Below are 21,083 nucleotides of genomic sequence, written 5' to 3' on the forward strand. Positions count from 1 at the left end.
TCCCCTGTGGGAGCTGTCGAGCTTTAGCGAGGCTGCGATGGCGGCGGTACAGGCACTGAAGATGTCGCCTGATCCACTGCTAAAGCTGAGATTTCGTAGGTGCCTCCAGTTCCTACAGGCAGCCCTGTCCAACGTCGGGATCGTAGCCAGAGCCCGAGTCGATACTCACCAGACTTTCCAGCAACTTCTGACAATCACCGCTTTATTCATCCTCAAACCGACCTGACCCAACTCCCCTGCACCGACCTCACCCGGTTGCGCCCACTGCTCTTGGCCTCATACAACGCCTGATCCGCATCACTGAGCCAACTGGTTGCATCGTCGTGGGACGGTTGATACGGCGCCAGGCCGATGCTCAGGCTGGCGCGCAGGGTCGGGTCTTGGGCATAGCCCAAGGAGCTGAAGCGATCGCGCAAGGCGTCCATCACCTCAGTGGCGCGGCCCAGGGGCATGTCCGGTAGGATCACGCAGAACTCATCGCCGCCGTAACGCCCCGCCAGGTCGGTGGCGCGCAGGTTCTGGCGCAGGACTTTGCTCAGTTGGCGCAACACGATATCGCCGGTGACATGGCCGTAGGTGTCGTTGATGGTCTTGAAATGGTCGATATCGATCAACGCAATCGCTGCACCTTGCTGGCCGCCACGGCAGCGCTGGAATTCAAGTTCCAGGTGGTCTTTCCAGGCGCCGTGGTTGAGCAGCCCGGACAGGCTGTCGGTGCGACTCAGGGCCAGTAGTTCGCGTTTGTGCTTGGCCAGGGTGATGGCCTGGCGATAACAGATCCAGCCCAGCGCCAGCGGATAGAGCATCAGGATCGGCAAGCAGGCATAGAGCTGGGTCGAGGTGGTCAGGGCGATATAGGCCGGAGCGAATATCAGCATCGCCGCACCCACACCCAGCGCCTGGGCCACCCAGCCCAGCAACATGAACCGCGGCCCGCCGATGGCGACGTTGTTCATGGTCATCATCGACAGTGTGGTGACGCTCGGCAGCGGGTTGAAGTGCATGGCACCAACCCAGAAACCGCCACAAAACGAGTCAAATAATAAATTGCAGCGCTCGGTCCGCAGCGAGTTTTCGGCGCGGCGCGAGCATTGGTAGGCCAGGTGTGGCCAGGCGAAAGCGTTGATGACCATCCACGCCCAGAGCCATGTTGGTGGGGCCAGCGGGTACATGCCGGCAACCACACACACAAACCCGAGCGTCAGCCCCAGGGTCCGCGATTTGTACAGGCGTTTGGCGAGCGGAAGTCCTTTCCCTCCTGCGGCTGGCATGATCTGGCTGATCCTGGATGAATGCTGGAAGTCTATCAGGGCAACGGCAAATAGCCACTACCGCTCAGAGGCTTATCCCGCGTGCAGGCCGCAGTGCCAAAGGCTTGGCGTCATTTCCTACTGGGAGAACCCACGCGCCAGCAGCATCGCCACGGCCAGCAGCAGCACTGCCGTGACCTTCTGCAACAGCACACGCTTGCGCGGCGACTCCAGCACATGCTTGATCCGCTGGCCGAAATAGCAATACAGGCAACCACTGGCGAACTGCAGGATCAGGAATGTCAGGCCAAGGATGGCAATGTCGCCAGCGGCGCTGTCCTGGCCCACGGCGGCAAATTGCGGGAATACCGCGCTGAACAAAATAATGGCCTTGGGGTTGGACAACCCGGTCAGCAGGCCCTTGCCGAACAGGCCACGGCGCGTCTGCGGTGCTTGCCCGGCAGTGTTTATCTGCACGCCGCTGCTGGTCCACTGCTTGTAGGCCAGGTAGAGGATGTAGGCCACGCCCACCAGTTGGATGCCTTGGGTAATCAGCGGGTAGCCCCTGATCAACTCGGAAAAACCCACGGCAAAGATCAGGATCGAAATCAGGTACGACACGCTGGCGCCAAACTGCGCCGGCAGCGAATGGCGCAAGCCGTCCTTCAGGCCAAGGCTCAATAGCAGCAAGGTCATGGGGCCGGGGCTGAAGGCCAACGTGCTGCACAGCAGCAGGAAGTACAGGAAAGATGACAGCGTCAGGGCGGTGACCATGGTGGGCAATTTCACAACAGGGAGGAATGTTGCGCAGTCTAGGGCGCGGATTCGACGGCGGGCAGGTAAACTCTGCGGTTATTCACGCAGACTTTACCGGTAAAGTGACCGGCAAACCTCAGGACGTCGCGATGCCCCTTCCGCAGATACGCTTCCATGACCAAGGCCCCAAGGTCCAGCAAATCGTCGAGGCCTTTGCCCGTGCCATTGAGCAGGGCGAACTGGTCGCCGGCAGCAAATTGCCTTCAGTGCGTGAATTGGGCGAGCAACTGGGCGTCGGCAAATTCACGGTCAATGAAGCCCTCGACCGTCTGCGCGGCCAGCACCTGCTGACCTCGCGCCAGGGCCGTGGGCATTTTGTCGCCCAGCGCCAGGCACAGCCGTCGTCCAGCAACTGGGTCGACCTGCTGCCCCAGGATCTGCTCAGTGTCCTGCGCAGGCCCATGCTCATTGGCCAAGGCGAACTGCGACCCGGTGGTGGTCACCTGCCTGAAGACTGGCTCAACTGCGAAGCCATGCGCCAGGCCATGCGCAGTGTGGTGCGAGCGCCGTCGCTGCGCATAGCCGGCATGGGTACCCCGGCGGGTTTCCTGCCGTTGCGCCAGGCCCTGCAGCAAAAACTGCAGGACGATGGCCTGGCGGTACCGGTGGAACAGATCATCACCACGCCCAGCACCCTGCAGGGGCTGGACATGTTGATGCGTTTGCTGGCCCGCCCCGGCGACACCGTGCTGCTGGATGCGCCGTGTTACTTCAACTTCCACGCCAACCTGGCGCTGCATGGGGTCAAGGTGGTGACGCTGCCACGGGGCCCGGACGGTTTCGACTTGGCGGCCCTGGAACAATTGCTCATCGAAGAGCGGCCCAGCCTGTATCTGACCACCGGTATTTTGCACAACCCCACCGGCCATTCCTTCAGCGCCGCCCAGGCCTTTGGGCTGTTGCAACTGATGCGTCAATACCACTGCCATATCATCGAGGATGACCTCTACGGCGACCTGCACCCCAACCCGCCGCCACGCCTGGCGGCACTCGCCGGCCTGGACCAGGTGACCTACCTGTCGGGCTTCTCGAAAACCCTCAGCGCCAATACCCGCGTCAGCTATGTGGTGGCTGCGCCGCAACTGGCGGCCAACCTGACCAATATGAAGCTGATGAGCGGCGGTGTGACGTCAGAGTTGTTCGAGCAGATTGTCTATCGCTTGCTCAATGAGGGCAGCTATGCCCGGCACCGCAAGCGTATGGCCCAGCGATTGCTCGAAGCCGGCGCACGGGTGGAGCAGTGGCTGCGCCGTTGTGGCTGTGAACTGCCCATCGCCTATACGGCCGGGATGTTTATCTGGGCGCGCCTACCGACTGGGGTCAATGGTGAACAACTGGCCGAGGCGGGGCTCAAGCGTGGCATGGTGTTGGCGCCGGGGGCGCTGTTTGGGTACGAGCCGGGGATGGGGGATTTTATGCGCTTCAATGTGGCCCATTGTGATGACCCACGGGTGTGGGCTGCTATCGAGCAATTGTTGCGCTGAGCCAATGTGGGAGCGGGCTTGCTCGCGAAGGCGGCCGGTCAGCCAATGCATTTATCGACTGATACACCGCATTCGCGAGCAAGCCCGCTCCCACAGTCGCGACCATTGAGTGCACACAAAAACGCAACACTGCACCGCCTCGATTGTGATGGTCGACACCCCGGCAGGTTTATATAGTCCAGATCAACAGCCACCCGCCATGAGCCCCAAGGCCCATCACCAGGAAGCGCTCAATGACCGATCTTCACGACCTCACGGCCGCCCAGTTGCTGGAGCAATTCTCCAGCCGCCAGCTCTCCCCCATCGACTACTACGACCATCTGCTGGCCCACATCGACCGCTGGGAGCCGAAGATCCGCGCCCTGTATGCCTTCGACCCAGAGCAGGTGCGCCAGCAAGCCCAGGCCTCCACCGAGCGCTGGAACAAAGGCCAGCCCAACGGTGTGCTCGATGGCGTGCCCGTGACCATCAAGGAATTGGTCGCCACCGAAGGCACGCCTATTCCCCTTGGCAGCGCCGCCACCCGCCTGACCCCAGCCCTTAGGGACGCACCACCCGCCGCACGGATGCGTGAAGCCGGGGCGATTGTGCTGGCCAAGACCACTGTCCCGGATTTCGGCATGCTCTCCTCCGGCCTGTCGAGCTTCCATGGCATCACGCGCAACCCGTGGAACACCGCCAACAATACCGGCGGCTCCAGCTCGGGCGCCGCCGCTGCCGCTGCTGCCGGTTACGGGCCACTGCATATCGGCACCGATATCGGCGGTTCGGTGCGCCTGCCCGCTGCCTGGTGCGGCCTGGTGGGGTTCAAGCCGACCCTGGGGCGCATCCCGATTGATCCGTACTACACCGGCCGCACCGCCGGGCCCATGACCCGCACGGTGGATGACTGCGTATTGATGATGCAGCACCTGGCCCGCCCCGATGCCCGCGACGCCACCAGCCTGCCGCCGCTCACCCGCGAGTGGAGCAACCAGCCGCTGTCGGTCAAGGGCTTGCGCGTCGGCCTGATGCTGGAGCCCGGTGCAGGCCTGCAACCGGAAGGCTTCGTATGTGAAGCGGTCGAGCAAGCCGCGCGCCTGTTCGAAGCCCATGGCGCCAAGGTCACACTGATCCCGCCGATCATGGACCGCGCCCAACTCGACGGCCTCGACCAGTTCTGGCGCGCCCGGCAATGGGGCGACTTGTCGGCCTTGAGCAGCGAGCAGTTCGATAAGGTCTTGCCGTACATCCGCGACTGGGCCGCGCCCGGTGCCGACATCAGCGGTGTACAGGCGGTGCAGGGTTTCAACCAGACCTTTGAAATGCGCCGCCGTGCTGCCCAGGCCTTCAGCGACCTCGACCTGATCCTGTCACCGACCAACCAGGTCAATGCATTCCCTGCGCAATGGCCGTCACCGAGCAATGATCCGCAACTGCCGTTCGAACACATCGTGTTCACCGTGCCCTGGAACATGGGCGAGCAACCGGCGCTGTCGATCAACTGTGGTTTCGCCGCCGATGGCATGCCCATCGGCCTGCAGATGATCGCACCCCGTTTCGCCGATATCTGGCTGCTGCAAATCGCAAAAACCTATGAGAGCTGGCGTGGCGCAATCCACCAATGGCCGAACCCGAACTGACCTTGACGCTGTAACTGAACTGCCCACCCACACGCCCGCTTCCTGGCCCCAAGGCCGGGGCCTGGGCGACCTATAACTAAAACCGAGGGGCTGGTATGCACACTGAACAATTGACTCGCGAGGGTCCCAAGCACACACCTGAAACGCCATCGCCGGACGCTGGCCGCAAGAGCATCTTCGCCGTGGTGCTGGGCAATGCGGTGGAGTTTTTCGACTTTGGGGTCTACGCGACCTTTGCGGTGATGATCGGCCACACGTTTTTCCCGTCCGACAGCGCCTTCGTCAGCTTGATGCTCTCGGTCACCGCCTTCGGCATCGGTTTTATCGTACGGCCCCTGGGCGCAGTGCTGATTGGCGCCTACGCCGACCGCGTCGGACGCAAGCCGGCGATGTTGCTGACCCTGGTGATGATGGCGGTGGGCACCGGCAGCATTGCGATATTGCCTGGCTACGAGACCATCGGGATTGCCGCACCAATCCTGCTGGTGGTCACGCGCATGATTCAGGGCCTGGCCTGGGGCGGTGAAGCGGGCCCCGCCACCACCTACATCCTCGAAGCCGCACCACCGCACAAGCGTGGCACCTATGCCTGCTGGCAAGTGGTGGCCCAGGGCGTCGCTGCCATGGCGGCCGGGCTGGTGGGTTATACCCTGACCAAAGTGATGTCCCCCGAAGACCTCAACAGCTGGGGCTGGCGCGTGCCGTTCGTGTTCGGCCTGCTGGTATTGCCGATTGGTATCTATATCCGCCGCAACCTGGCCGAGACCTTCCATGGCCAAGGCGAAACCACCAGCACGGGCGACCTGGTGCGCGAAGTCTGCGGCAAGCATCGGCGTGCCCTGGTCCTGGGTTTGCTGATTCTCTCGGGTAGCACCATCACCCAGTACTTCCTCAACTACATGACCACCTTTGCCCTCACCGAGCTGAAGTTGCCCACCAGCATTTCCATGCTCTCGACCCTGGTGGCCGGCGCCGCCATGGCGGTGTGTGCCATTGCCGGTGGCATGTTGTGCGACCGCTTCGGGCGCCGCGCAATCCTGATGACGCCACGGGTAGTGCTGTTGCTGATCCTGTTCCCGGCGCTGCAATTGATGACCGAACACCCCAGCCCCTCGACCTTCCTTCTGACCCTGGCGGTGCTGTCCGGCCTGCATGGCATGAGTGGCGCGGCGTTGATCGTGTTGCTGGTAGAGAGCTTTCCCAAGTCCGTGCGTTCCACCGGGTTCTCGATTGTCTACGCCTTCGGTGTGGCGGCATTTGGCGGCACCGCGCAGATCATCATCACCTGGCTGATCGGCACCACGGGCGACCCGATGTCACCGGTCTGGTACCTGTTGATCGCCAACCTGGTGTGCCTCACCGCCGCCTGGTTCGCCAAGGAAACCCGGCCCGTGCTCCCCGGCACGCCGGCCCGCGAAACCCGGCTCAGAGAAGCCTCGGTTCGCTGAACAGCGCGTATGCACCCTTCATGTAGGAGCGAGCTTGCTCGCGAAGACCGTCAACGATAACGCGCGCATTCTGGATGCACGCGGCGGTCTCCGGCTTTTCGCGAGCAAGCTCGCTCCTACAGTTTCTTCTCTGTGTGGGGATTAACCATGTATCCACGTCTTTTCCTGGCCGCCACCCTGGCGGCCGGCACCCAGGCTTATGCGCAAGAAAACGCCCAGGCCAGCGCTCCCGGTTTTATCGAGGGCAGCAGCCTGGACCTGAACCTGCGTCACTACTATTCCAACCAGCACACCCAGCGCAGTACCTACCTGAGCATCAAGAAACCCGGCGGCATCGAACGCACCCGCGTGCGTGAAACCTGGGTACAGACCGCCATGCTCAAGTACAGCTCCGGCTATACCCAAGGTGTGATCGGCGTGGGTGTGGATGTGGGGGTGTTCAGTGCCGTCAACCTGCAACGCGGGCATGGCAAGGTGGCCAATGGCGGCGACCGCGTGCTGGTGGACAGCGACGGCGACGCGATCCCGACCTGGAGCCGGCTGGGGGTGGGCGATGTGCGGTTTCGCCTGTCCAACACCGAGCTCAAGGCCGGGCGCTTGATGACCGAAAACCCGATCCTGCGCTACAAGGACAACCGCGCCCTGCCCTCAAGCTTCCAGGGCGTGGGCCTGTACAGCAACGAACTGGACTGGCTGTCGATCCAGGGCGGCAGCTTCGACCGTGCAATCCCACGTACCGGTACCGGCGCCGAGCGGCTGACCACCACCTTCGGCAACCGCGCCTACAGCGGCGCACGTATCAGCTACCTGGGGGCCACGCTCAAGCCCGGCTATGGCCTGGAAGCCAGCCTCTATGGCTCGCGCTTCGAGGACATGTGGGACCAGTATTACCTGGGGTTGACCCATCGCGTCGGCGACAAAAATACGCTCGCCCTCAAGACCGCCCTGCACTACTACCACACCCAGGATTCCGGCCAGCAGCGCCTGGGCTACATCGACAACGACGCCGCCAGCCTGGCCGTGACCGCCAACCACCAGGCCCACAGCCTGACCCTGGCCTGGCAACAGGTGTTCGGCAACGAGTACTTCGACTATGTGTGGGAGTCCACCGGCAACTACATGGCCAACTCGTTGTATTCGGACTACAACGGCCCCAACGAAAAATCCTGGCAACTGCGCTACGACATCGACCTGGCCGCCTACGGCGTGCCCGGCCTGACGGCGAGCCTGTGGCACGCCAAGGGCTGGGGCATCGACGGCACGCACTACGAGGGTGATCGCAACGGCCACAACACCGGCTACAACGTGCGCGGGCTGGACAACGCCAAGCACAACGAAAACGGCTTGATGCTGGCCTATGTGGTGCAATCCGGGAAACTGAAGAACACCGTGGTGCGCACCATCGTCTACAACCACCGCGCCAGCGGCGGGCAGATTGATGGCAGCTATGACGAATTCAGGATCGTTGGCAACTTTCCCATCAACCTGTTCTGACACCCGCCCGTCGGCACCAGTCAATGCCGACGGGAAATATTCAGAATTCTTACACCCTGCATAAGACTGCTCCGGCATTGGCTCATCGCCGCACTTGGTAAAAAGTCTGTCCCTATGGACGGTTACCCAGGAATGCGGATGAATCCTTTGAAAACAGCAGCGCTTTGCATCATCAGTGGCTTGATGATGCTCTTGAGTTCACCCGGCCACGCCGCACCGCCGGGTATCGAATGGCTGGTCGATTGCCCGCGCCTGCCCGGGCGGGCCCTGGATCAGGAGGTGGTCGCGCGCACCCAGTGCGGCATTGTCACCGTGCCACTGGATCATCAAGCCCCTGACGCACGCACCTATCGCCTGACCATCACTCGGGTCGGTGCCCGGCAGCCCCTGGAGCGCCGAGGTGTAATCTTCGCCCGCCCCGCCACGCCTCAAGCAGATTTACGCGGAGTCTTTGCGGTGCATCTGGCGACGGTCTGGAAGTACTACAACACTGAGGCGTACCGCACGTTGACGCGTTTCTACGATGTCATCGAGCTAAGCCCACGCAATGGAGCTGCCGACGAACAATCGGCCTGGGACATGGAGTTCGTACGCCTGCAACTGGGGGAGCAACGCATCAGCTTCCTGGGCATCGCCCAAGGCAATTTGCTCGGCGCCGGTTATGCCGCATTGTTTGCCGACCGCGTCGAGCGCATGGTGCTGATCGAGCCCGTCGAAGCCACCGCCCAGGCATTCGAGGCACTGCCCGCCACCCTGCGGCTCAAGGGCCCGTACCTACAGAGCACAACCACGGATGCCAGCCAATGCGTGAACCGCTGGGTCGGCACCTACCTGGCCCAGGGCAGGTTGCCGCCCTCGTCGACCCGTTGCCTGGCCGACTAGTCCACCAGCGCGCAACGCTGCATCGCGCTGGCGAGCATTTCCTGGCACTTGAGTACCGCCACCGAACGCGGCCGGTTGCGGTACCCGCACAGGTCAATGCGAATCCGCCCCAGGTGTTCATCGGCAATCGGCACCGCGACCAGGCCATCGCCCAGGTCGCGGGCATCGGCATCCACCTGGGGCAGGATCAACACCGCCGCCCGTTGCCGGGCCAGGCTTTTCTGCACTTCCAGGGAGCTGGTGGTGAACACCGGCTGGATCGTCACCCCACGCTTTTTCGCCGCAGCCTCCAGGGCCTGGCGCACACCGTACGCCGAGTCGGGGATGGCCAGGGGTTGGCCTTCAAGCTCATGCAGTTCAATGCTGTCGCGCTGGGCAAACGGGTGTTCGGCACTGACCAGCACCCGATGCCACAGCTCGCATTGCGCGGTGACTTCAACATCGGCCCGCTCCTGCAGATAGAACGCCAGGCCCAGGTCGGCCTCACCACTGCACAGGGCATCCAGGGTGGCCGAGGCGCTGGCGATCACAATATTGAACGTGACCTTGGGGTGCGCGCGGTAGAACGCCGCGAGCACCGGCGCCAGCACCGTGGAAACGATACTTTCTGACACATGGATACTGATGTTACCCGCCACCTGGCTTTGCCGGCTGGCGATCACATCGCGCACTTGATCGAGACCACGCAGGGTGCTGGTGACCTGCTCAGCCAGGCACTCACCCTCCACCGTCAGGCGGATGCCACGCGGGCCGCGCTCAATCAGGGCGGCGCCAAAGAAGTGTTCCAGGTGCTCGATCTGCCGGCTGACGGCAGTGGGCGTGACGTACAAACGCTCGGCCGCCTTACGCAACGAGGCACAGCGCGCCACCTCGTGAAAATACCGCAAGGCTCGTAATTGCATGGTCGGTTGCTCCTGCACAAAGACTGGAGCGCTAAGGCACGCAATTACTGCGCCAGGCTCAATCTGCCTAACTCCACAGCTCCCACAGTTGATTTGAGTTGGCCTGCTAGTCCAAAGGTGGTTTACGACCTGTTTTACCTGAAAACGACGCCTGCCGTTGACGCCTCTGCCCAACCCCTATTAAGTGCTATTTATCCGCATTAATACGATAAATAGAAAACCATGCTCAGCCGCCCCCTGCGACGCAAACGCCAGAAGCTTTCCGATGTGATTGTCGAGTCGGTCAAGCGCTCGATCGTCACCGATGCCTTGAAGCCCGGCGACCGCTTGCCCACCGAACGCGAGTTGATGGAAAGTTTCCAATGCTCCAAGGGCTCGGCCCGTGAGGCGCTCAAGGCCCTGGAAGTCGAAGGGCTGGTCAGCACCCGCACCGGCCCCACCGGTGGCGCCTATCTGAACCAGGCCGGCACCGAACCGGCCAGCCGCGCCTTGCGCAACTACCTGCACTTCCAGCACCTGGATGGCGAGCAGGTGTATCAACTGCGCAAGGTGATCGAGGTGGAATTGGCGGTGTCGGTGCTGGGGCGCTTGAGCGAAGACGACTATCGCGCCCTGCAAGACAACGTAGATTTTTGCAGCGCGCCCGAAGACAGCGAAGCCGGCCAGCGTGAGCAGCGCCTGGCGGAGCTGGAATTCCACAACCTGCTGGCCAGGGCCTGCCCCAACCCGCTGCTGAGTTTCATGGCGCAGTTCCTCAACGACCTGCTGCGCGACCTGGTGGTGCTGAAAAAAGCCTACAAGCCCAAGCGCAAGCAATTCGATGCCGCCAACCTGGACTATCACAAGCAACTGCTGAGCGCCTTTCGCGCCGGCGACGAAGCGGCCGTGCGCAGCCTGATGCATGAGCACATGTGCGACGCCGAACACCACATGACCGCGCTGGAAGGCCAGGTCAGCCCGCACTTTCTGCTGGAGTTCGATCACTCCTGAACACACCACTAATCCAATGTGGGAGCGGGCTTGCTCGCGAATGCAGTGGGTCAGCGATGGATATGTCAACTGATACGCCGCATTCGCGAGCAAGCCCGCTCCCACATTTGGACTGCGTTTCACTTCAATAAAAAAGGCCTGCCCACAGGCCGTGCTCCACCGTATCGCCATTGCCACTCCTGCCAATAACTAAACCAGGGAGTCACCCCATGCAGCGTCGTACGTTGTTGAAAGCCAGCCTCACCGCCGCCGCCGCGCTCAGTCTTCCGCTGAGCGTGCGCCACGCATTCGCCGCCGAACCGTTTACCTTTTACGGCCTCAAGTCCATGTCTGGCGCGTTTGCCAGTTATGGCAAATTTGCCGACATGGGTTCACGCCTGGCCGTGGCGCAGTACCCCGACGTGTTGGGGCGCCCGTTGAACTACAAGGTGATCGACACCGAAGGCAACGCCGGCAAGGCGGTGCGCAAGGTCCAGGAGGCGATTGGCCAGGACGGTGCGCGGTTCTTCCAGGGCTGCACCCTGTCTTCCTCGGCGCTGGCGGTGGCCAAGGAAGTGGGCAAAGTCGGTGGCGTGTTCATGACCCCGGTGGGCGCCGATGAAGTCACCGGCAAGGACTGCAACAGCGCGACCTTCCGCTGGTCGGTGCCCACCTATGGTGCGATCCGCGAAACCCTGGTGCCGCTGATCAAGCTGCTGCCGGACGCCAAGCGCTGGTACACCATCACGCCGCAGTACGTGTTTGGTGAAGCCCTGCTCGAAGGCGCCAAGACGGTGCTGGCCGAAAACGGCCTGGAACATGTCGGCAACAGCTACCACTCGTTGCAGGAGCAGGAGTTCTCCGGCTACCTGACCAACGCCATCGCCGCCAAGCCCGATGTGCTGGTGTTGCTCAACTTCGGCAGCCAGTCGTCCAACACCCTGCGCCAGGCGGTGAACTTCGGCATCAAGGAGCGCATGAAAGTGCTGCTGGTATGGTCCGCCGGACTCGACCAGTTCCAAGAACTGGGCAGCGATGTGCTCGAAGGCGTGTACCTCGGCGCGCAGTACTGGCACCAGGTCGACACCCCGCTCAACCGCGAGCTGGTGAAGCTGACCCAGGCCAAGTACGGGATCAACCCCACCTACCCGCTGGCCGCCGATTACATCAGCACCAAGGTCATGCTCGACACCATCAAGGCCACCGGCAGCTTCGACGGCCCCACGGTGGCCAAGGCCATGCAGGGCCTGAGCTACGAGGGCCCGACCGGCAAGGAAACAATCCGTGCCGGCGACCACCAGGTGATCAAGGATTACTACCTGCTGGTGGGCAAGGCCGCAGGCGACATGGCCGACAAGGATGACCTGGCCAAGGTCCTCAGTGCCGGCCAGTCGTTCCCACCGGTAGAAGCCACGGGCTGCACGCTCGGCTGATCCGCCCCTTTCACCGGTAATACACGACAGGGCCGTTGATCGCGGCCGTCTGTTGGAGGATTCCTGCATGCTCAATCTTTACCTGTTCCAGATTCTCAACGGCCTGGGCCTGGGGATGATCTACTTCCTGATCGCGGTCGGGCTGACGATCATTTTCGGCCTGTTGAACTTCGTCAACTTTGCTCACGGCGCGTTTTTCCTGCTGGGTGCTTACATCTGCTACACCGCCGTCAGCCTCACCGACAGCTTCTGGCTGGCCCTGCTGATCGCACCGCTGGTGGTGGCCGCGCTGGCGTGGCTGATCGAGCGATTATTGATCCAGCGGATCTATCACCTGCCGCACATGTTCCAGATCCTGGTGACCCTGGGTATCGCGCTGATCATCCAGGAAGCCAGCGTGATGATCTGGGGCCCGGTGGGCAAGAGCGTCGCCGTGCCGGAATTGCTGCGCGGGGTGCTGGTGGTCGGCGACTTCGTGTACCCCTACTACCGCCTGTTCCTGATTGTGTTTTCTGCGCTGGTGGGCCTGGGCCTGTGGCTGCTGCTGGAGCGCACGCGCTTTGGCGCCCTGGTGCGGGCCGGCAGTGAGAGCACCGAGACCGTCTCGCTGCTGGGCACCAATATTTTCCGCCTGTTTTCCATGACCTTCGCCCTCGGCGTGGCCCTGGCCGGCATCGCTGGGGTGCTGTTTGCCCCCTTGCGCGGCGCCCAGCCCTTTGTCGGTCCGGAAATCCTCGGCATCGCCTTCGTCGTCGTGGTCATCGGTGGCATGGGCTCGTTCGGCGGTGCCCTGGTGGGTGGCCTGCTGGTGGGCGTGGTGCAAAGCCTGATGACCACACTCTGGCCCCAAGGCGCGAGCCTGATGATCTACGGCGCCATGGCCGTGGTGATTCTGGTGCGCCCTTACGGCTTGTTCGGGAGAGTCTGACATGAGCGAGAAAAATCCCCTGCCGTTTGCCAAGACCCAATCCAAGGCCATGTTGCTGTGGGTGCTGGCGGTGCTGATCGGCCTGCCGTTGATATTGCCTTCGGCGACCCTGGCCACCGAGATCCTGATCTTTGCCCTCGCCGCCCTGGCCTGTAACCTGCTGCTGGGCTACACCGGGCTGCTGTCGTTTGGCCAAGGCATCTTCTTCGGCGCCGGCGCCTATTGCGCAGCCTTGCTGATGATCCACCTGCAACTGGGCCTGTTCAGCGCGCTGCTCGGCGCGGCGCTGGCCGGTGGGTTCCTGGCGTTCCTGGTGGGCGCCCTGGCGATCCGTCGCACCGGTATCTACTTCGTGATGCTGACCCTGGCCTTCAGCCAGATGGCTTACTTCATCGCCTACACCCTGAGCGACTGGACCGGTGGCGACAACGGCCTGCTCAGCGTGCCGCGCCCGCAAATCCGTATCGGTGACACCGTACTGCTGTCCCTGGCCGACGCCCGAGTGTTCTACGGTTTTGTCGCGGTGCTGTTCCTGCTGATCTTTATCGGTGCACGCCGGGTGATTGCCTCGCCGTTCGGCAGCACGCTGATGGCGATCCGCGAAAACGAAACCCGCGCCTCGGCCATCGGCTACGACACGCGCCACTTCAAGATCCTCGTGTTTGTGCTGTCTGGCGCGGTCACCGGGATTGCCGGGGCGCTGTACGCCATGCTCCTGCACTTTGTGCCGCTGTCCAATATCGACCTGGTGATGTCGGAGAACATCCTGATCATGACCATCGTCGGCGGCACCGGCTCGCTGTTCGGCTCGTTGCTGGGCGCCGGGTCCATTGTGCTGCTGGGGGATTTTCTCTCCGACCTGTGGCCGCGCTGGCTGATGCTGCTGGGGGTGATCCTGATCCTGGTGGTGATCTTTATGCGCGGTGGTTTGTGGGGCGGCCTGTCGTCGCTGTTCGACCGTGTGCGGGGTAGCCGCAAGGCCGCCGCCGTGACCTAGGAGGAGCTGCTATGAGCATCCTGCTGAAAACCAAAGACCTGGAACTGGCCTACGGTGCATTCCGTGCGGTCAACGGCGTCAACCTCAAGGTCGAAGCCGGCACCATCCATACCATCATCGGCCCCAACGGTGCCGGCAAGACCAGCCTGTTTCACTGCCTGACCGGCGAGCGCCAAGCGACGGCAGGCGCGATTCATTTCGACGGCCAGAACCTGATGCGCAAACCGGCCCACAGCCGCGTCGGCCTGGGCATGGCCCGTTCGTTCCAGCTCACCAGCCTGTTCCAGAACCTCAGCGTGCGCGAGAACCTGCGCCTGGCCGCACAGGGCCGCGACGGCGTCCGCGCCCTGAACTTCTGGCGCCGCGTGGACAGTAAGCGCGAACACCTGGAGATGGCCGACCAAGTCCTGGAACGCCTGCAACTCACCGCCCGCGCCGACACCCTGGCCGGCGAGCTGTCCCATGGTCAGCAACGGGTGCTGGAGGTGGGCATGTCGATCTGCTCCAAACCCAAGCTGTTGATGCTCGACGAGCCCACCTCGGGGATGGGCATCGACGATATCCCAATCATGACCCAACTGATCAGCGACCTCGGTCGTGACCATACGGTGCTGCTGATCGAGCACAACATGAGCATCGTCATGTCTATCAGCCAGCGCATCACCGTGATGAGCCACGGACAGATCCTGGTGGAAGGCACGCCCGAATTCGTGCGTGCCGACGAGCGCGTGCGCACTGCTTACCTGGGAGAAGCCGCCTGATGCTGACCGTCGACAATATCCATTCCTACTACGACAAGAGCCACGTCCTTGAGGGTGTGTCCCTGACCGTCAACCCCGGCGAACTGGTGACCCTGCTCGGCCGTAACGGCGCCGGCAAGACCACCACCCTGCGTAGCATCCTGGGGATTATCTGCCCGCGCCAGGGGCAGATTCATTTCAACGGCCAGCCGCTGGTGGGGCAGAAAATATTTGAGATAGCGCGCCAGGGCCTGGCGCTGGTGCCGGAGAACCGCGGAATCTTCCGCCTGCTGACGGTCGAGGAAAACCTGCGCATCGCCGTGCGCAAGACCAGCCGCTGGCAGATGGAAGACGTGTACGCCATGTTCCCGCGTCTCAAGGAGCGGCGCAAAAATGCCGGCCATGCGTTGTCCGGTGGCGAACAACAGATGCTCGCCATCGCCCGCGCCCTGCTCAACGCCCCCAAGCTGCTGATCCTCGACGAACCCACCGAAGGCCTGGCCCCGGTGATTGTCGACGAGTTGGTAAAGATCCTGCGCAAGATCAAGGACGACGGCCTGCCGGTGCTGCTGGTGGAGCAGAACCTGCTGGTCTGCGACAAGCTCGCCGACCGCCACTACGTGCTCGAACAGGGCCGCGTGGTCTATGAAGGCAGCGCCGAGGCGTTTCGCGCCGACCCGACCATCAAGAACCGCTACCTGGCCCTGAGTGCCTGACCGGAGTTTGCAGATGAATAGTTTTGCGCAACCGCTCAAGAGCAACACCCCGCTGATCAACCGCGACCGTCTGTGGCAATCCTTGATGGACCTGGCCCAGCTCGGCGCCACGGCCAAGGGCGGCGTGTGTCGCCTGGCCCTGACCGACCTGGATCGTCAGGCCCGCGACCTGTTTGTGCAGTGGTGCGAGGCCGCCGGCTGCAGCGTCAGCGTGGATGCCATCGGCAATATCTTCGCGCGCCGCGCCGGACGTAACCCTGACCTGCCACCCGTGATGACCGGCAGTCATATCGACACCCAACCCACGGGCGGCAAGTTCGATGGCTGCTATGGGGTGATGGCCGGCCTGGAAGTGATCCGCACCCTCAATGACTTGCAGATCGAGACCCAGGCACCGATTGAAGTGGTGGTGTGGACCAACGAGGAAGGCTCGCGCTTCCCGCCGTGCATGATGGGTTCCGGGGTGTTTGCCGGCAAATTCGACTTGCAGGAGACCCTCGACAAGCAAGACGAGCAAGGCCTGTCGGTGGGCGCCGAACTGCAACGCATCGGCTACGCCGGCCCACGCGCAGTGCTCGGGCACCCGGTGGGCGCCTACTTTGAGGCGCATATCGAACAAGGGCCAGTGCTCGAAGACCAGGCCATCACCCTTGGCGTGGTCATGGGCTGCCTGGGTCAGAAGTGGTTCGACCTGACCTTCACCGGCGTCGAAGCCCACGCCGGCCCGACACCGATGCGCCTGCGCAAGGACGCCCTGGTGGGCGCCGCGCAGGTGGTCAGCGCGGTCAACCGGATTGCCCATGAACAACAACCCCATGCCTGTGGCACCGTCGGCTGCCTGAGCCTGCATCCGGGTTCACGCAACGTGATTCCCGGCCAGGTGCAGATGACCATCGACCTGCGCCATCTGCATGCCGACAAGCTGCAAGCGATGGTGGATGAAGTACGTGAGGTGATCGAGGCAACGGCCAAGCAGCATGGTCTGAGCTATGAACTGACGCCCACCGCCGACTTCCCGCCGCTGGACTTTCACCCTTCTTGCGTCAACGCCGTGCGCGATGCCGCGAGTGTGCTGGGCCTGAGCCATATGGACATTGTCAGCGGCGCCGGGCACGACGCGATCTTTGTCGCCGAACTGGGCCCGGCCGGGATGATCTTTGTGCCGTGCGAAGGCGGCATCAGCCACAACGAAATCGAAAACGCCGCACCGGACGATCTGGCGGCAGGCTGCGCGGTATTGCTGCGGGCCATGGTCAATGCAGCCCAGGGAGGTCACGCGGCATGAGTGATATCGCCAACCTGACGGCCGTGGAACTGCTGGCACGCTACCGGGATAAAAGCCTGTCGCCGGTGGAAGTGACCGAGGACACGTTGCTGCGCATCGAACGCTACAACCCGGTGGTCAACGCGTACTGCCACGTCGACCCCGAAGGCGCCTTGAACGCCGCGCGGGCCTCGGAACAACGCTGGTTCAAGGGCCAGCCTTGCGGCGCATTGGACGGGGTGCCGGCCTCGATCAAGGACTTGACCCTGACCGTCGGCATGCCCACCCGCAAGGGCTCGCGCACCTCATCCGCTGCCGGGCCGTGGGACGTGGACGCGCCTTTTTCGGCGTTAATGCGCAAGGCTGGCGCGGTGCTGCTGGGCAAGACCACCACCCCGGAATTCGGCTGGAAAGGCGTGACCGACAACCCGCTGTACGGCATCACCCGCAACCCGTGGGACACACGCACCACGGCGGGAGGTTCGTCCGGCGGCGCGGGCGCGGCGGCGGCGCTGAACCTTGGTGTGTTGCACCAGGGCAGCGATGCCGGCGGCTCGATCCGTATTCCCTGCGCGTTCACCGGCACCTTCGGGATCAAGCCGACCTTCGGCTATGTGCCGCAATGGCCGGCCAGTTCGATGACCATCCTCTCGCACCTGGGGCCGATGACCCGCACCGTGGAAGATGCCGTGCTGATGCTGCAAACCGTGGCGCAACCGGATGCCAGGGACGGCCTGATCGGCGCACCACGCAGTGCGCCGTGGCTCACACCGGGCAATGACCTCAAGGGTTTGCGCATCGCCTACAGCCCGGACTTTGGCTATGTGAAGGTCGATCCGCAGGTGGCCAAAGTGGTCGCGCAAGCGGTCGCCGGCCTGGTGCAACTGGGCGCGCAGGTGGAACAGATCGACCCGGGTTTCAGCGATCCGCTGGAGGTGTTCAACACCTTGTGGTGTGCCGGCGCGGCACGCCTGACCGGGCAACTGACCGGCGCCCAGTGCGAACTGCTCGACCCCGGCCTGCTGCGTATCGCGCAACTGGGCGAACGCCTCAGCCTGGGCGACTACAACGCCGCCCTGGAAGCACGGGCAGCGCTGGTGGCGCGCATGGCCGCATTCCATGAGCACTACGACATACTGGTCTCGCCGATGTTGCCGATCACCGCGTTTGAAGCTGGGCACAACGTGCCACCGAGCTCCGGTCTGGGCGAATGGATGGAGTGGACGCCGTTCAGCTACCCCTTCAACCTCACCCAGCAACCGGCGGCCTCTGTACCGTGCGGGCTGGCGGCCAATGGGCTGCCGGTGGGGTTGCATGTGGTCGGCGCGCGATTTGCCGATGAGCAGGTGCTGCGGGTGTGCCAGGCCTATGCCCAGGCATTCCCGACCCAGCACTTGCAAGAACCCCGGACACCCAACTGAAACCTGACTCGCAGGAATCGGCTTGACGATTCCTGCGAGGTGGCGCTGTTGGTTTATTGTTTTATATCAGCCCCTTCTAGAGGCCGCGCACTATCAACCTTGAGTAAGAAGTCGGCACGCCGATCTCCGTCCAGATCAATCTGCAGCGTGGCCTGCTGGCGTTGATAGTCGTAGTCCACGATGGCCTGTCGGCCTTCACCGGTAAACTGGCGGGTAAACGTCATGCGCTTTTTCGCTATGTCACGTCTCGGAATTGATTCGGCGCCATACAAAGCCTCATCAATTGGATTGTAATCATCAGGATCTATATAGGTACTCTGTGGCCCTGTCGCTCGTAGGTTCGATACATCGATCTGGTCCTTACCGGACACAAAGTCGGTAATCCGATCGGGGTTCTCCGGTGTCGACTGCTGCGCGTTCAAGAACAGGTAGCGGTTATTGCCGCCGCCACCGGTCAATATGTTCTGGGTGAGGTTGCTGATAAAGATATCGTTTCCCGGTCCACCCTTGGCATTTTCTATCGTCGTGCCCTTGGCAATGAATACATTTTTTTTCATCCCGCCGATATCCGAAGGTGCGCCTTCGTTGAGGTTGATCAGTTGGTTGTCGCTAAAACCAGAAACGTCCAGGGTGTCTACACCTCCTCCATCCCATATTGTAAACACCGGCGCGTCGCTCGATGAGTTCAAGTGATAGGCCTCACGGCCAGCATTGGAATTGAAGCCATAGGTGGTATCGCCCACCCGGGTTTCGTGGTTGGCCCCGTAGAGTTTTTGGATGGCTGCGATGTCATCGACCATCGGCGTAGAGGGTTGGTGATTGATACCGTTCTTAACGAAGGACTGGCCAGTATGGTGTTCACTCCAGTAGCTCATGAGGCTATGCCCAACCGTGTCCTCGGCGTAGGTTGCAGTACCGTAACTCGAACCTGTAGGACTATTTCTAAAGGGGTGTGACAAACCCAAGGCATGACCAATCTCGTGGATGTTGGTCAGGTGCCCCTCGTTGGTATGACTAGGTGCTGTGTGCGACTCGTCTGTTCCAGCAAGCCATATTTGCGAAACCGCACCAGCCCTCGGATAATGCGGGTTATCCGCCAGGACTCTCTGAGTCGCCTCAGAAGGAAGATGTGTTGCGAAAGCGTTCTGGCCCCCGGTGCTTTCAGTGAAATTGCCAAGGCTGATACTGCCCTCTCCCTGCCCCCCCTGACCTTTTTCTGTGAATCGGACATTTGCCATATCTGACCATTGGTCCATCGCCTGCCGTGCAGAATCCTTTTGTGCCTGATTGAATTCACTGAACCCGCTAAGTCCCAATGCACTAAAGAGCGGTCCAGCCGTCGTTCGAAACTCGTAAGTGACGTCAGTTTTTCCATCGCCATTGGTATCGTACCAACGGTAATTGTCGCGGGTTATCTCATCGGCCGCCTGCTGGACGGTATACGAAGGTTTGCCATTTATTGTGCGTTCACCACCACGCTGATCGTGATGCAGTACACGATCCAACTGAGTAACCGTGCGGCTGGCAAAGGGAGAAATACTAAACGTTGCTGAAGTCGACATATTACGTCTCCTTTTCACTGGTTCAGTGAAATCATGAGAAACGCCTTGTGGATGAACCCACCTAGGCACACCCCAAACTAGCGCGGCACAACGCGAGTCGGCATAGGTCTTTCCTTAACCCACAAGTACACCTGGCACTCTCACACGCAGAGCGTGAGCAACGCATTCATCGAGGATGCCCGTGTTATCGTTCATACTTTCGCGAGCACGCTCGCTCCTGCCTCGGGACCGACATGGACATCGAACTGGCACGCACCTTCCTGGAAATCACCCGCTGCGGCAGCCTGGCCGCAGCCGCCGAGAAACTGCACGTCACCCAGACCGCCATTACCGCACGGGTGCAGAAGCTCGAAAGCCAGCTCGACAGCACGCTGTTCGTACGCAACCGCGCCGGGGCGCGGCTGACCGCCGATGGCGAGGCGTTCGTGGTGTATGCCAATCAACTGGTGCAGACCTGGGAGGCCGCGCGCCGCGACCTGCCGTTGCCCGAAGGCTATCGCAATGTGTTGCATATCGGCGGCGAAGTCAGCCTGTGCAACCCACTGATGCTCGGTTGGGCCAAGGCCCTGCGCGAGCACATCCCCAGCCATGCCCTGCGCACCGAAGTGCGTGACGGTGAATACCTGTTGCGCCAGCTGGAGTTGGGCGTGCTGGACGCCGCGCTGGTGTTCCAGCCGCAGTACTGGCCGGGGTTGCAGGTAGAGCAGGTGCTGGAAGAAAAACTGATCCTGGTACGCCTGGCCGCCCGCCCCGATCCCTATGTGTATATCGACTGGGGCCCGGGCTTTCGCCAGCAACATGACGCCGCCCTGCCCGACAAGGCCCGCGCCGCCGTGAACTTCAACCTCGGGCCGCTGGCCCTGCAGTACATTCTGGAGAACGGTGGCAGCGGCTATTTCCGCACACGGGTGGTGCAGAGCTACCTCGCCAGCGGTGTAATGGAGCGCGTGCCCAAGGCCCCGGAGTTCAGTTTCCCGACCTATCTGGTGTACTCGCGCGAGCGCGATTCGGCGGTATTACAACAAGCCCTGGTGCTGTTGCGTGGTGTGGTCAAGGCCGAGAGCGATTGGTCGCAGCGCTGGGATCCGGTGCTTTGAACCGTGATCGTTAAAGACCATCGCCGGCAAGCCGGCCCCTACAGGCGCACGCTCAGTT

At 62.3% G+C, this 21,083-nt stretch carries 19 protein-coding genes; 15 read left to right on the plus strand and 4 right to left on the minus strand.

Annotation, left to right across the window (positions count from 1 at the left end; all coding sequences use genetic code 11):
* On the plus strand, window positions 1-226 hold a 226-nt coding region (locus KL786_RS15465; protein ID WP_215518177.1), incomplete at its 5' end, for a hypothetical protein.
* Here KL786_RS15465 and KL786_RS15470 read toward each other — a convergent pair.
* Both KL786_RS15470 and KL786_RS15475 read right to left on the minus strand, forming a co-directional pair.
* On the minus strand, window positions 213-1,271 hold the full coding sequence (locus KL786_RS15470; protein WP_215518178.1) for a diguanylate cyclase: 1,059 nt from the start codon (window positions 1,269-1,271) through the stop codon (window positions 213-215). The two genes, KL786_RS15465 and KL786_RS15470, sit on opposite strands and share 14 nt — an antisense overlap.
* 117 nt (window positions 1,272-1,388) lie before the next feature.
* Window positions 1,389-2,024 (minus strand): LysE family translocator, encoded by a 636-nt coding sequence (locus tag KL786_RS15475; protein ID WP_215518179.1) that lies wholly within the window; start codon window positions 2,022-2,024, stop codon window positions 1,389-1,391.
* Window positions 2,025-2,155: 131 nt separating this feature from the next.
* Here KL786_RS15475 and KL786_RS15480 point away from each other — a divergent pair, with 131 nt between their 5' ends.
* The 5 genes from KL786_RS15480 (at window position 2,156) to KL786_RS15500 (ending at window position 8,996) form a co-directional block, all read left to right on the plus strand.
* Window positions 2,156-3,550 carry an aminotransferase-like domain-containing protein gene (locus KL786_RS15480; RefSeq protein WP_215518180.1) on the plus strand — a complete coding sequence of 465 codons (1,395 nt, stop codon included), beginning with the start codon at window positions 2,156-2,158 and terminating at the stop codon, window positions 3,548-3,550.
* 233 nt (window positions 3,551-3,783) lie between these two features.
* Window positions 3,784-5,172, plus strand: coding sequence for an amidase (locus tag KL786_RS15485; RefSeq protein WP_215518181.1), 1,389 nt, complete (start codon window positions 3,784-3,786; stop codon window positions 5,170-5,172).
* A 95-nt stretch (window positions 5,173-5,267) separates the two neighbouring features.
* Window positions 5,268-6,620 (plus strand): citrate-proton symporter, encoded by a 1,353-nt coding sequence (locus KL786_RS15490; protein ID WP_252193746.1) that lies wholly within the window; start codon window positions 5,268-5,270, stop codon window positions 6,618-6,620.
* A 147-nt stretch (window positions 6,621-6,767) separates the two neighbouring features.
* Complete coding sequence (locus KL786_RS15495) at window positions 6,768-8,114, plus strand: OprD family outer membrane porin (RefSeq protein WP_215518182.1); 1,347 nt, start codon at window positions 6,768-6,770, stop codon at window positions 8,112-8,114.
* 138 nt (window positions 8,115-8,252) lie between these two features.
* Complete coding sequence (locus KL786_RS15500) at window positions 8,253-8,996, plus strand: alpha/beta hydrolase family protein (RefSeq protein WP_252193747.1); 744 nt, start codon at window positions 8,253-8,255, stop codon at window positions 8,994-8,996.
* On the opposite strand, the gene KL786_RS15505 is transcribed toward KL786_RS15500, so the two are convergent.
* Window positions 8,993-9,898, minus strand: coding sequence for a LysR family transcriptional regulator (locus KL786_RS15505; RefSeq protein WP_215518183.1), 906 nt, complete (start codon window positions 9,896-9,898; stop codon window positions 8,993-8,995). The two genes, KL786_RS15500 and KL786_RS15505, sit on opposite strands and share 4 nt — an antisense overlap.
* A 222-nt stretch (window positions 9,899-10,120) precedes the next feature.
* Between KL786_RS15505 and KL786_RS15510 the strand changes: the two genes are divergently transcribed.
* From KL786_RS15510 to KL786_RS15545, 8 genes are all read left to right on the plus strand, one after another.
* Entirely contained in the window at window positions 10,121-10,888 is a 768-nt protein-coding gene (locus tag KL786_RS15510) for a FadR/GntR family transcriptional regulator (RefSeq protein ID WP_029293293.1), read from the plus strand.
* 209 nt (window positions 10,889-11,097) lie between these two features.
* Window positions 11,098-12,300, plus strand: coding sequence for an ABC transporter substrate-binding protein (locus tag KL786_RS15515; protein ID WP_065943739.1), 1,203 nt, complete (start codon window positions 11,098-11,100; stop codon window positions 12,298-12,300).
* A 67-nt stretch (window positions 12,301-12,367) separates the two neighbouring features.
* On the plus strand, window positions 12,368-13,228 hold the full coding sequence (locus KL786_RS15520; RefSeq protein ID WP_032863683.1) for a branched-chain amino acid ABC transporter permease: 861 nt from the start codon (window positions 12,368-12,370) through the stop codon (window positions 13,226-13,228).
* A gap of 1 nt (window position 13,229) precedes the next feature.
* The gene (locus tag KL786_RS15525; protein WP_215518184.1) at window positions 13,230-14,225 is read left to right on the plus strand and encodes a branched-chain amino acid ABC transporter permease; all 996 of its coding nucleotides are present in this window, start codon (window positions 13,230-13,232) and stop codon (window positions 14,223-14,225) included.
* Window positions 14,226-14,236: 11 nt separating this feature from the next.
* Window positions 14,237-14,986 (plus strand): ABC transporter ATP-binding protein, encoded by a 750-nt coding sequence (locus KL786_RS15530; protein WP_215518185.1) that lies wholly within the window; start codon window positions 14,237-14,239, stop codon window positions 14,984-14,986.
* Window positions 14,986-15,681 carry an ABC transporter ATP-binding protein gene (locus tag KL786_RS15535; protein ID WP_215518186.1) on the plus strand — a complete coding sequence of 232 codons (696 nt, stop codon included), beginning with the start codon at window positions 14,986-14,988 and terminating at the stop codon, window positions 15,679-15,681. The genes KL786_RS15530 and KL786_RS15535 overlap by 1 nt, the downstream gene beginning before the upstream one ends.
* A gap of 13 nt (window positions 15,682-15,694) precedes the next feature.
* Window positions 15,695-16,966, plus strand: coding sequence for a Zn-dependent hydrolase (locus tag KL786_RS15540; protein WP_215518187.1), 1,272 nt, complete (start codon window positions 15,695-15,697; stop codon window positions 16,964-16,966).
* Window positions 16,963-18,366 carry an amidase gene (locus tag KL786_RS15545; RefSeq protein ID WP_215518188.1) on the plus strand — a complete coding sequence of 468 codons (1,404 nt, stop codon included), beginning with the start codon at window positions 16,963-16,965 and terminating at the stop codon, window positions 18,364-18,366. Before KL786_RS15540 ends, KL786_RS15545 begins: the two co-directional genes overlap by 4 nt.
* Before the next feature lie 53 nt (window positions 18,367-18,419).
* On the opposite strand, the gene KL786_RS15550 is transcribed toward KL786_RS15545, so the two are convergent.
* The gene (locus KL786_RS15550) at window positions 18,420-19,928 is read right to left on the minus strand and encodes a M10 family metallopeptidase C-terminal domain-containing protein (protein ID WP_215518189.1); all 1,509 of its coding nucleotides are present in this window, start codon (window positions 19,926-19,928) and stop codon (window positions 18,420-18,422) included.
* 233 nt (window positions 19,929-20,161) lie between these two features.
* Between KL786_RS15550 and KL786_RS15555 the strand changes: the two genes are divergently transcribed.
* Complete coding sequence (locus KL786_RS15555; RefSeq protein WP_215518190.1) at window positions 20,162-21,025, plus strand: LysR family transcriptional regulator; 864 nt, start codon at window positions 20,162-20,164, stop codon at window positions 21,023-21,025.
* The last annotated feature ends 58 nt before the right edge of the window (window positions 21,026-21,083 follow it).

The sequence above is a fragment of the Pseudomonas sp. TAE6080 genome (assembly GCF_018732265.1).
Taxonomy (GTDB): Bacteria; Pseudomonadota; Gammaproteobacteria; order Pseudomonadales; family Pseudomonadaceae; genus Aquipseudomonas; species Aquipseudomonas brenneri.

Bases quoted from the DNA above. Each gene is read 5' to 3' on its own strand.
- KL786_RS15470 (WP_215518178.1), bottom strand. From the start codon at position 1,271: ATGCCAGCCGCAGGAGGGAAAGGACTTCCGCTCGCCAAACGCCTGTAC.
- KL786_RS15535 (WP_215518186.1), top strand. From the start codon at position 14,986: ATGCTGACCGTCGACAATATCCATTCCTACTACGACAAGAGCCACGTC.
- KL786_RS15550 (WP_215518189.1), bottom strand. From the start codon at position 19,928: ATGTCGACTTCAGCAACGTTTAGTATTTCTCCCTTTGCCAGCCGCACG.
- KL786_RS15490 (WP_252193746.1), top strand. From the start codon at position 5,268: ATGCACACTGAACAATTGACTCGCGAGGGTCCCAAGCACACACCTGAA.
- KL786_RS15515 (WP_065943739.1), top strand. From the start codon at position 11,098: ATGCAGCGTCGTACGTTGTTGAAAGCCAGCCTCACCGCCGCCGCCGCG.
- KL786_RS15485 (WP_215518181.1), top strand. From the start codon at position 3,784: ATGACCGATCTTCACGACCTCACGGCCGCCCAGTTGCTGGAGCAATTC.
- KL786_RS15540 (WP_215518187.1), top strand. From the start codon at position 15,695: ATGAATAGTTTTGCGCAACCGCTCAAGAGCAACACCCCGCTGATCAAC.
- KL786_RS15480 (WP_215518180.1), top strand. From the start codon at position 2,156: ATGCCCCTTCCGCAGATACGCTTCCATGACCAAGGCCCCAAGGTCCAG.
- KL786_RS15495 (WP_215518182.1), top strand. From the start codon at position 6,768: ATGTATCCACGTCTTTTCCTGGCCGCCACCCTGGCGGCCGGCACCCAG.
- KL786_RS15510 (WP_029293293.1), top strand. From the start codon at position 10,121: ATGCTCAGCCGCCCCCTGCGACGCAAACGCCAGAAGCTTTCCGATGTG.
- KL786_RS15555 (WP_215518190.1), top strand. From the start codon at position 20,162: ATGGACATCGAACTGGCACGCACCTTCCTGGAAATCACCCGCTGCGGC.
- KL786_RS15500 (WP_252193747.1), top strand. From the start codon at position 8,253: ATGAATCCTTTGAAAACAGCAGCGCTTTGCATCATCAGTGGCTTGATG.
- KL786_RS15545 (WP_215518188.1), top strand. From the start codon at position 16,963: ATGAGTGATATCGCCAACCTGACGGCCGTGGAACTGCTGGCACGCTAC.
- KL786_RS15505 (WP_215518183.1), bottom strand. From the start codon at position 9,898: ATGCAATTACGAGCCTTGCGGTATTTTCACGAGGTGGCGCGCTGTGCC.
- KL786_RS15525 (WP_215518184.1), top strand. From the start codon at position 13,230: ATGAGCGAGAAAAATCCCCTGCCGTTTGCCAAGACCCAATCCAAGGCC.
- KL786_RS15520 (WP_032863683.1), top strand. From the start codon at position 12,368: ATGCTCAATCTTTACCTGTTCCAGATTCTCAACGGCCTGGGCCTGGGG.
- KL786_RS15475 (WP_215518179.1), bottom strand. From the start codon at position 2,024: ATGGTCACCGCCCTGACGCTGTCATCTTTCCTGTACTTCCTGCTGCTG.
- KL786_RS15530 (WP_215518185.1), top strand. From the start codon at position 14,237: ATGAGCATCCTGCTGAAAACCAAAGACCTGGAACTGGCCTACGGTGCA.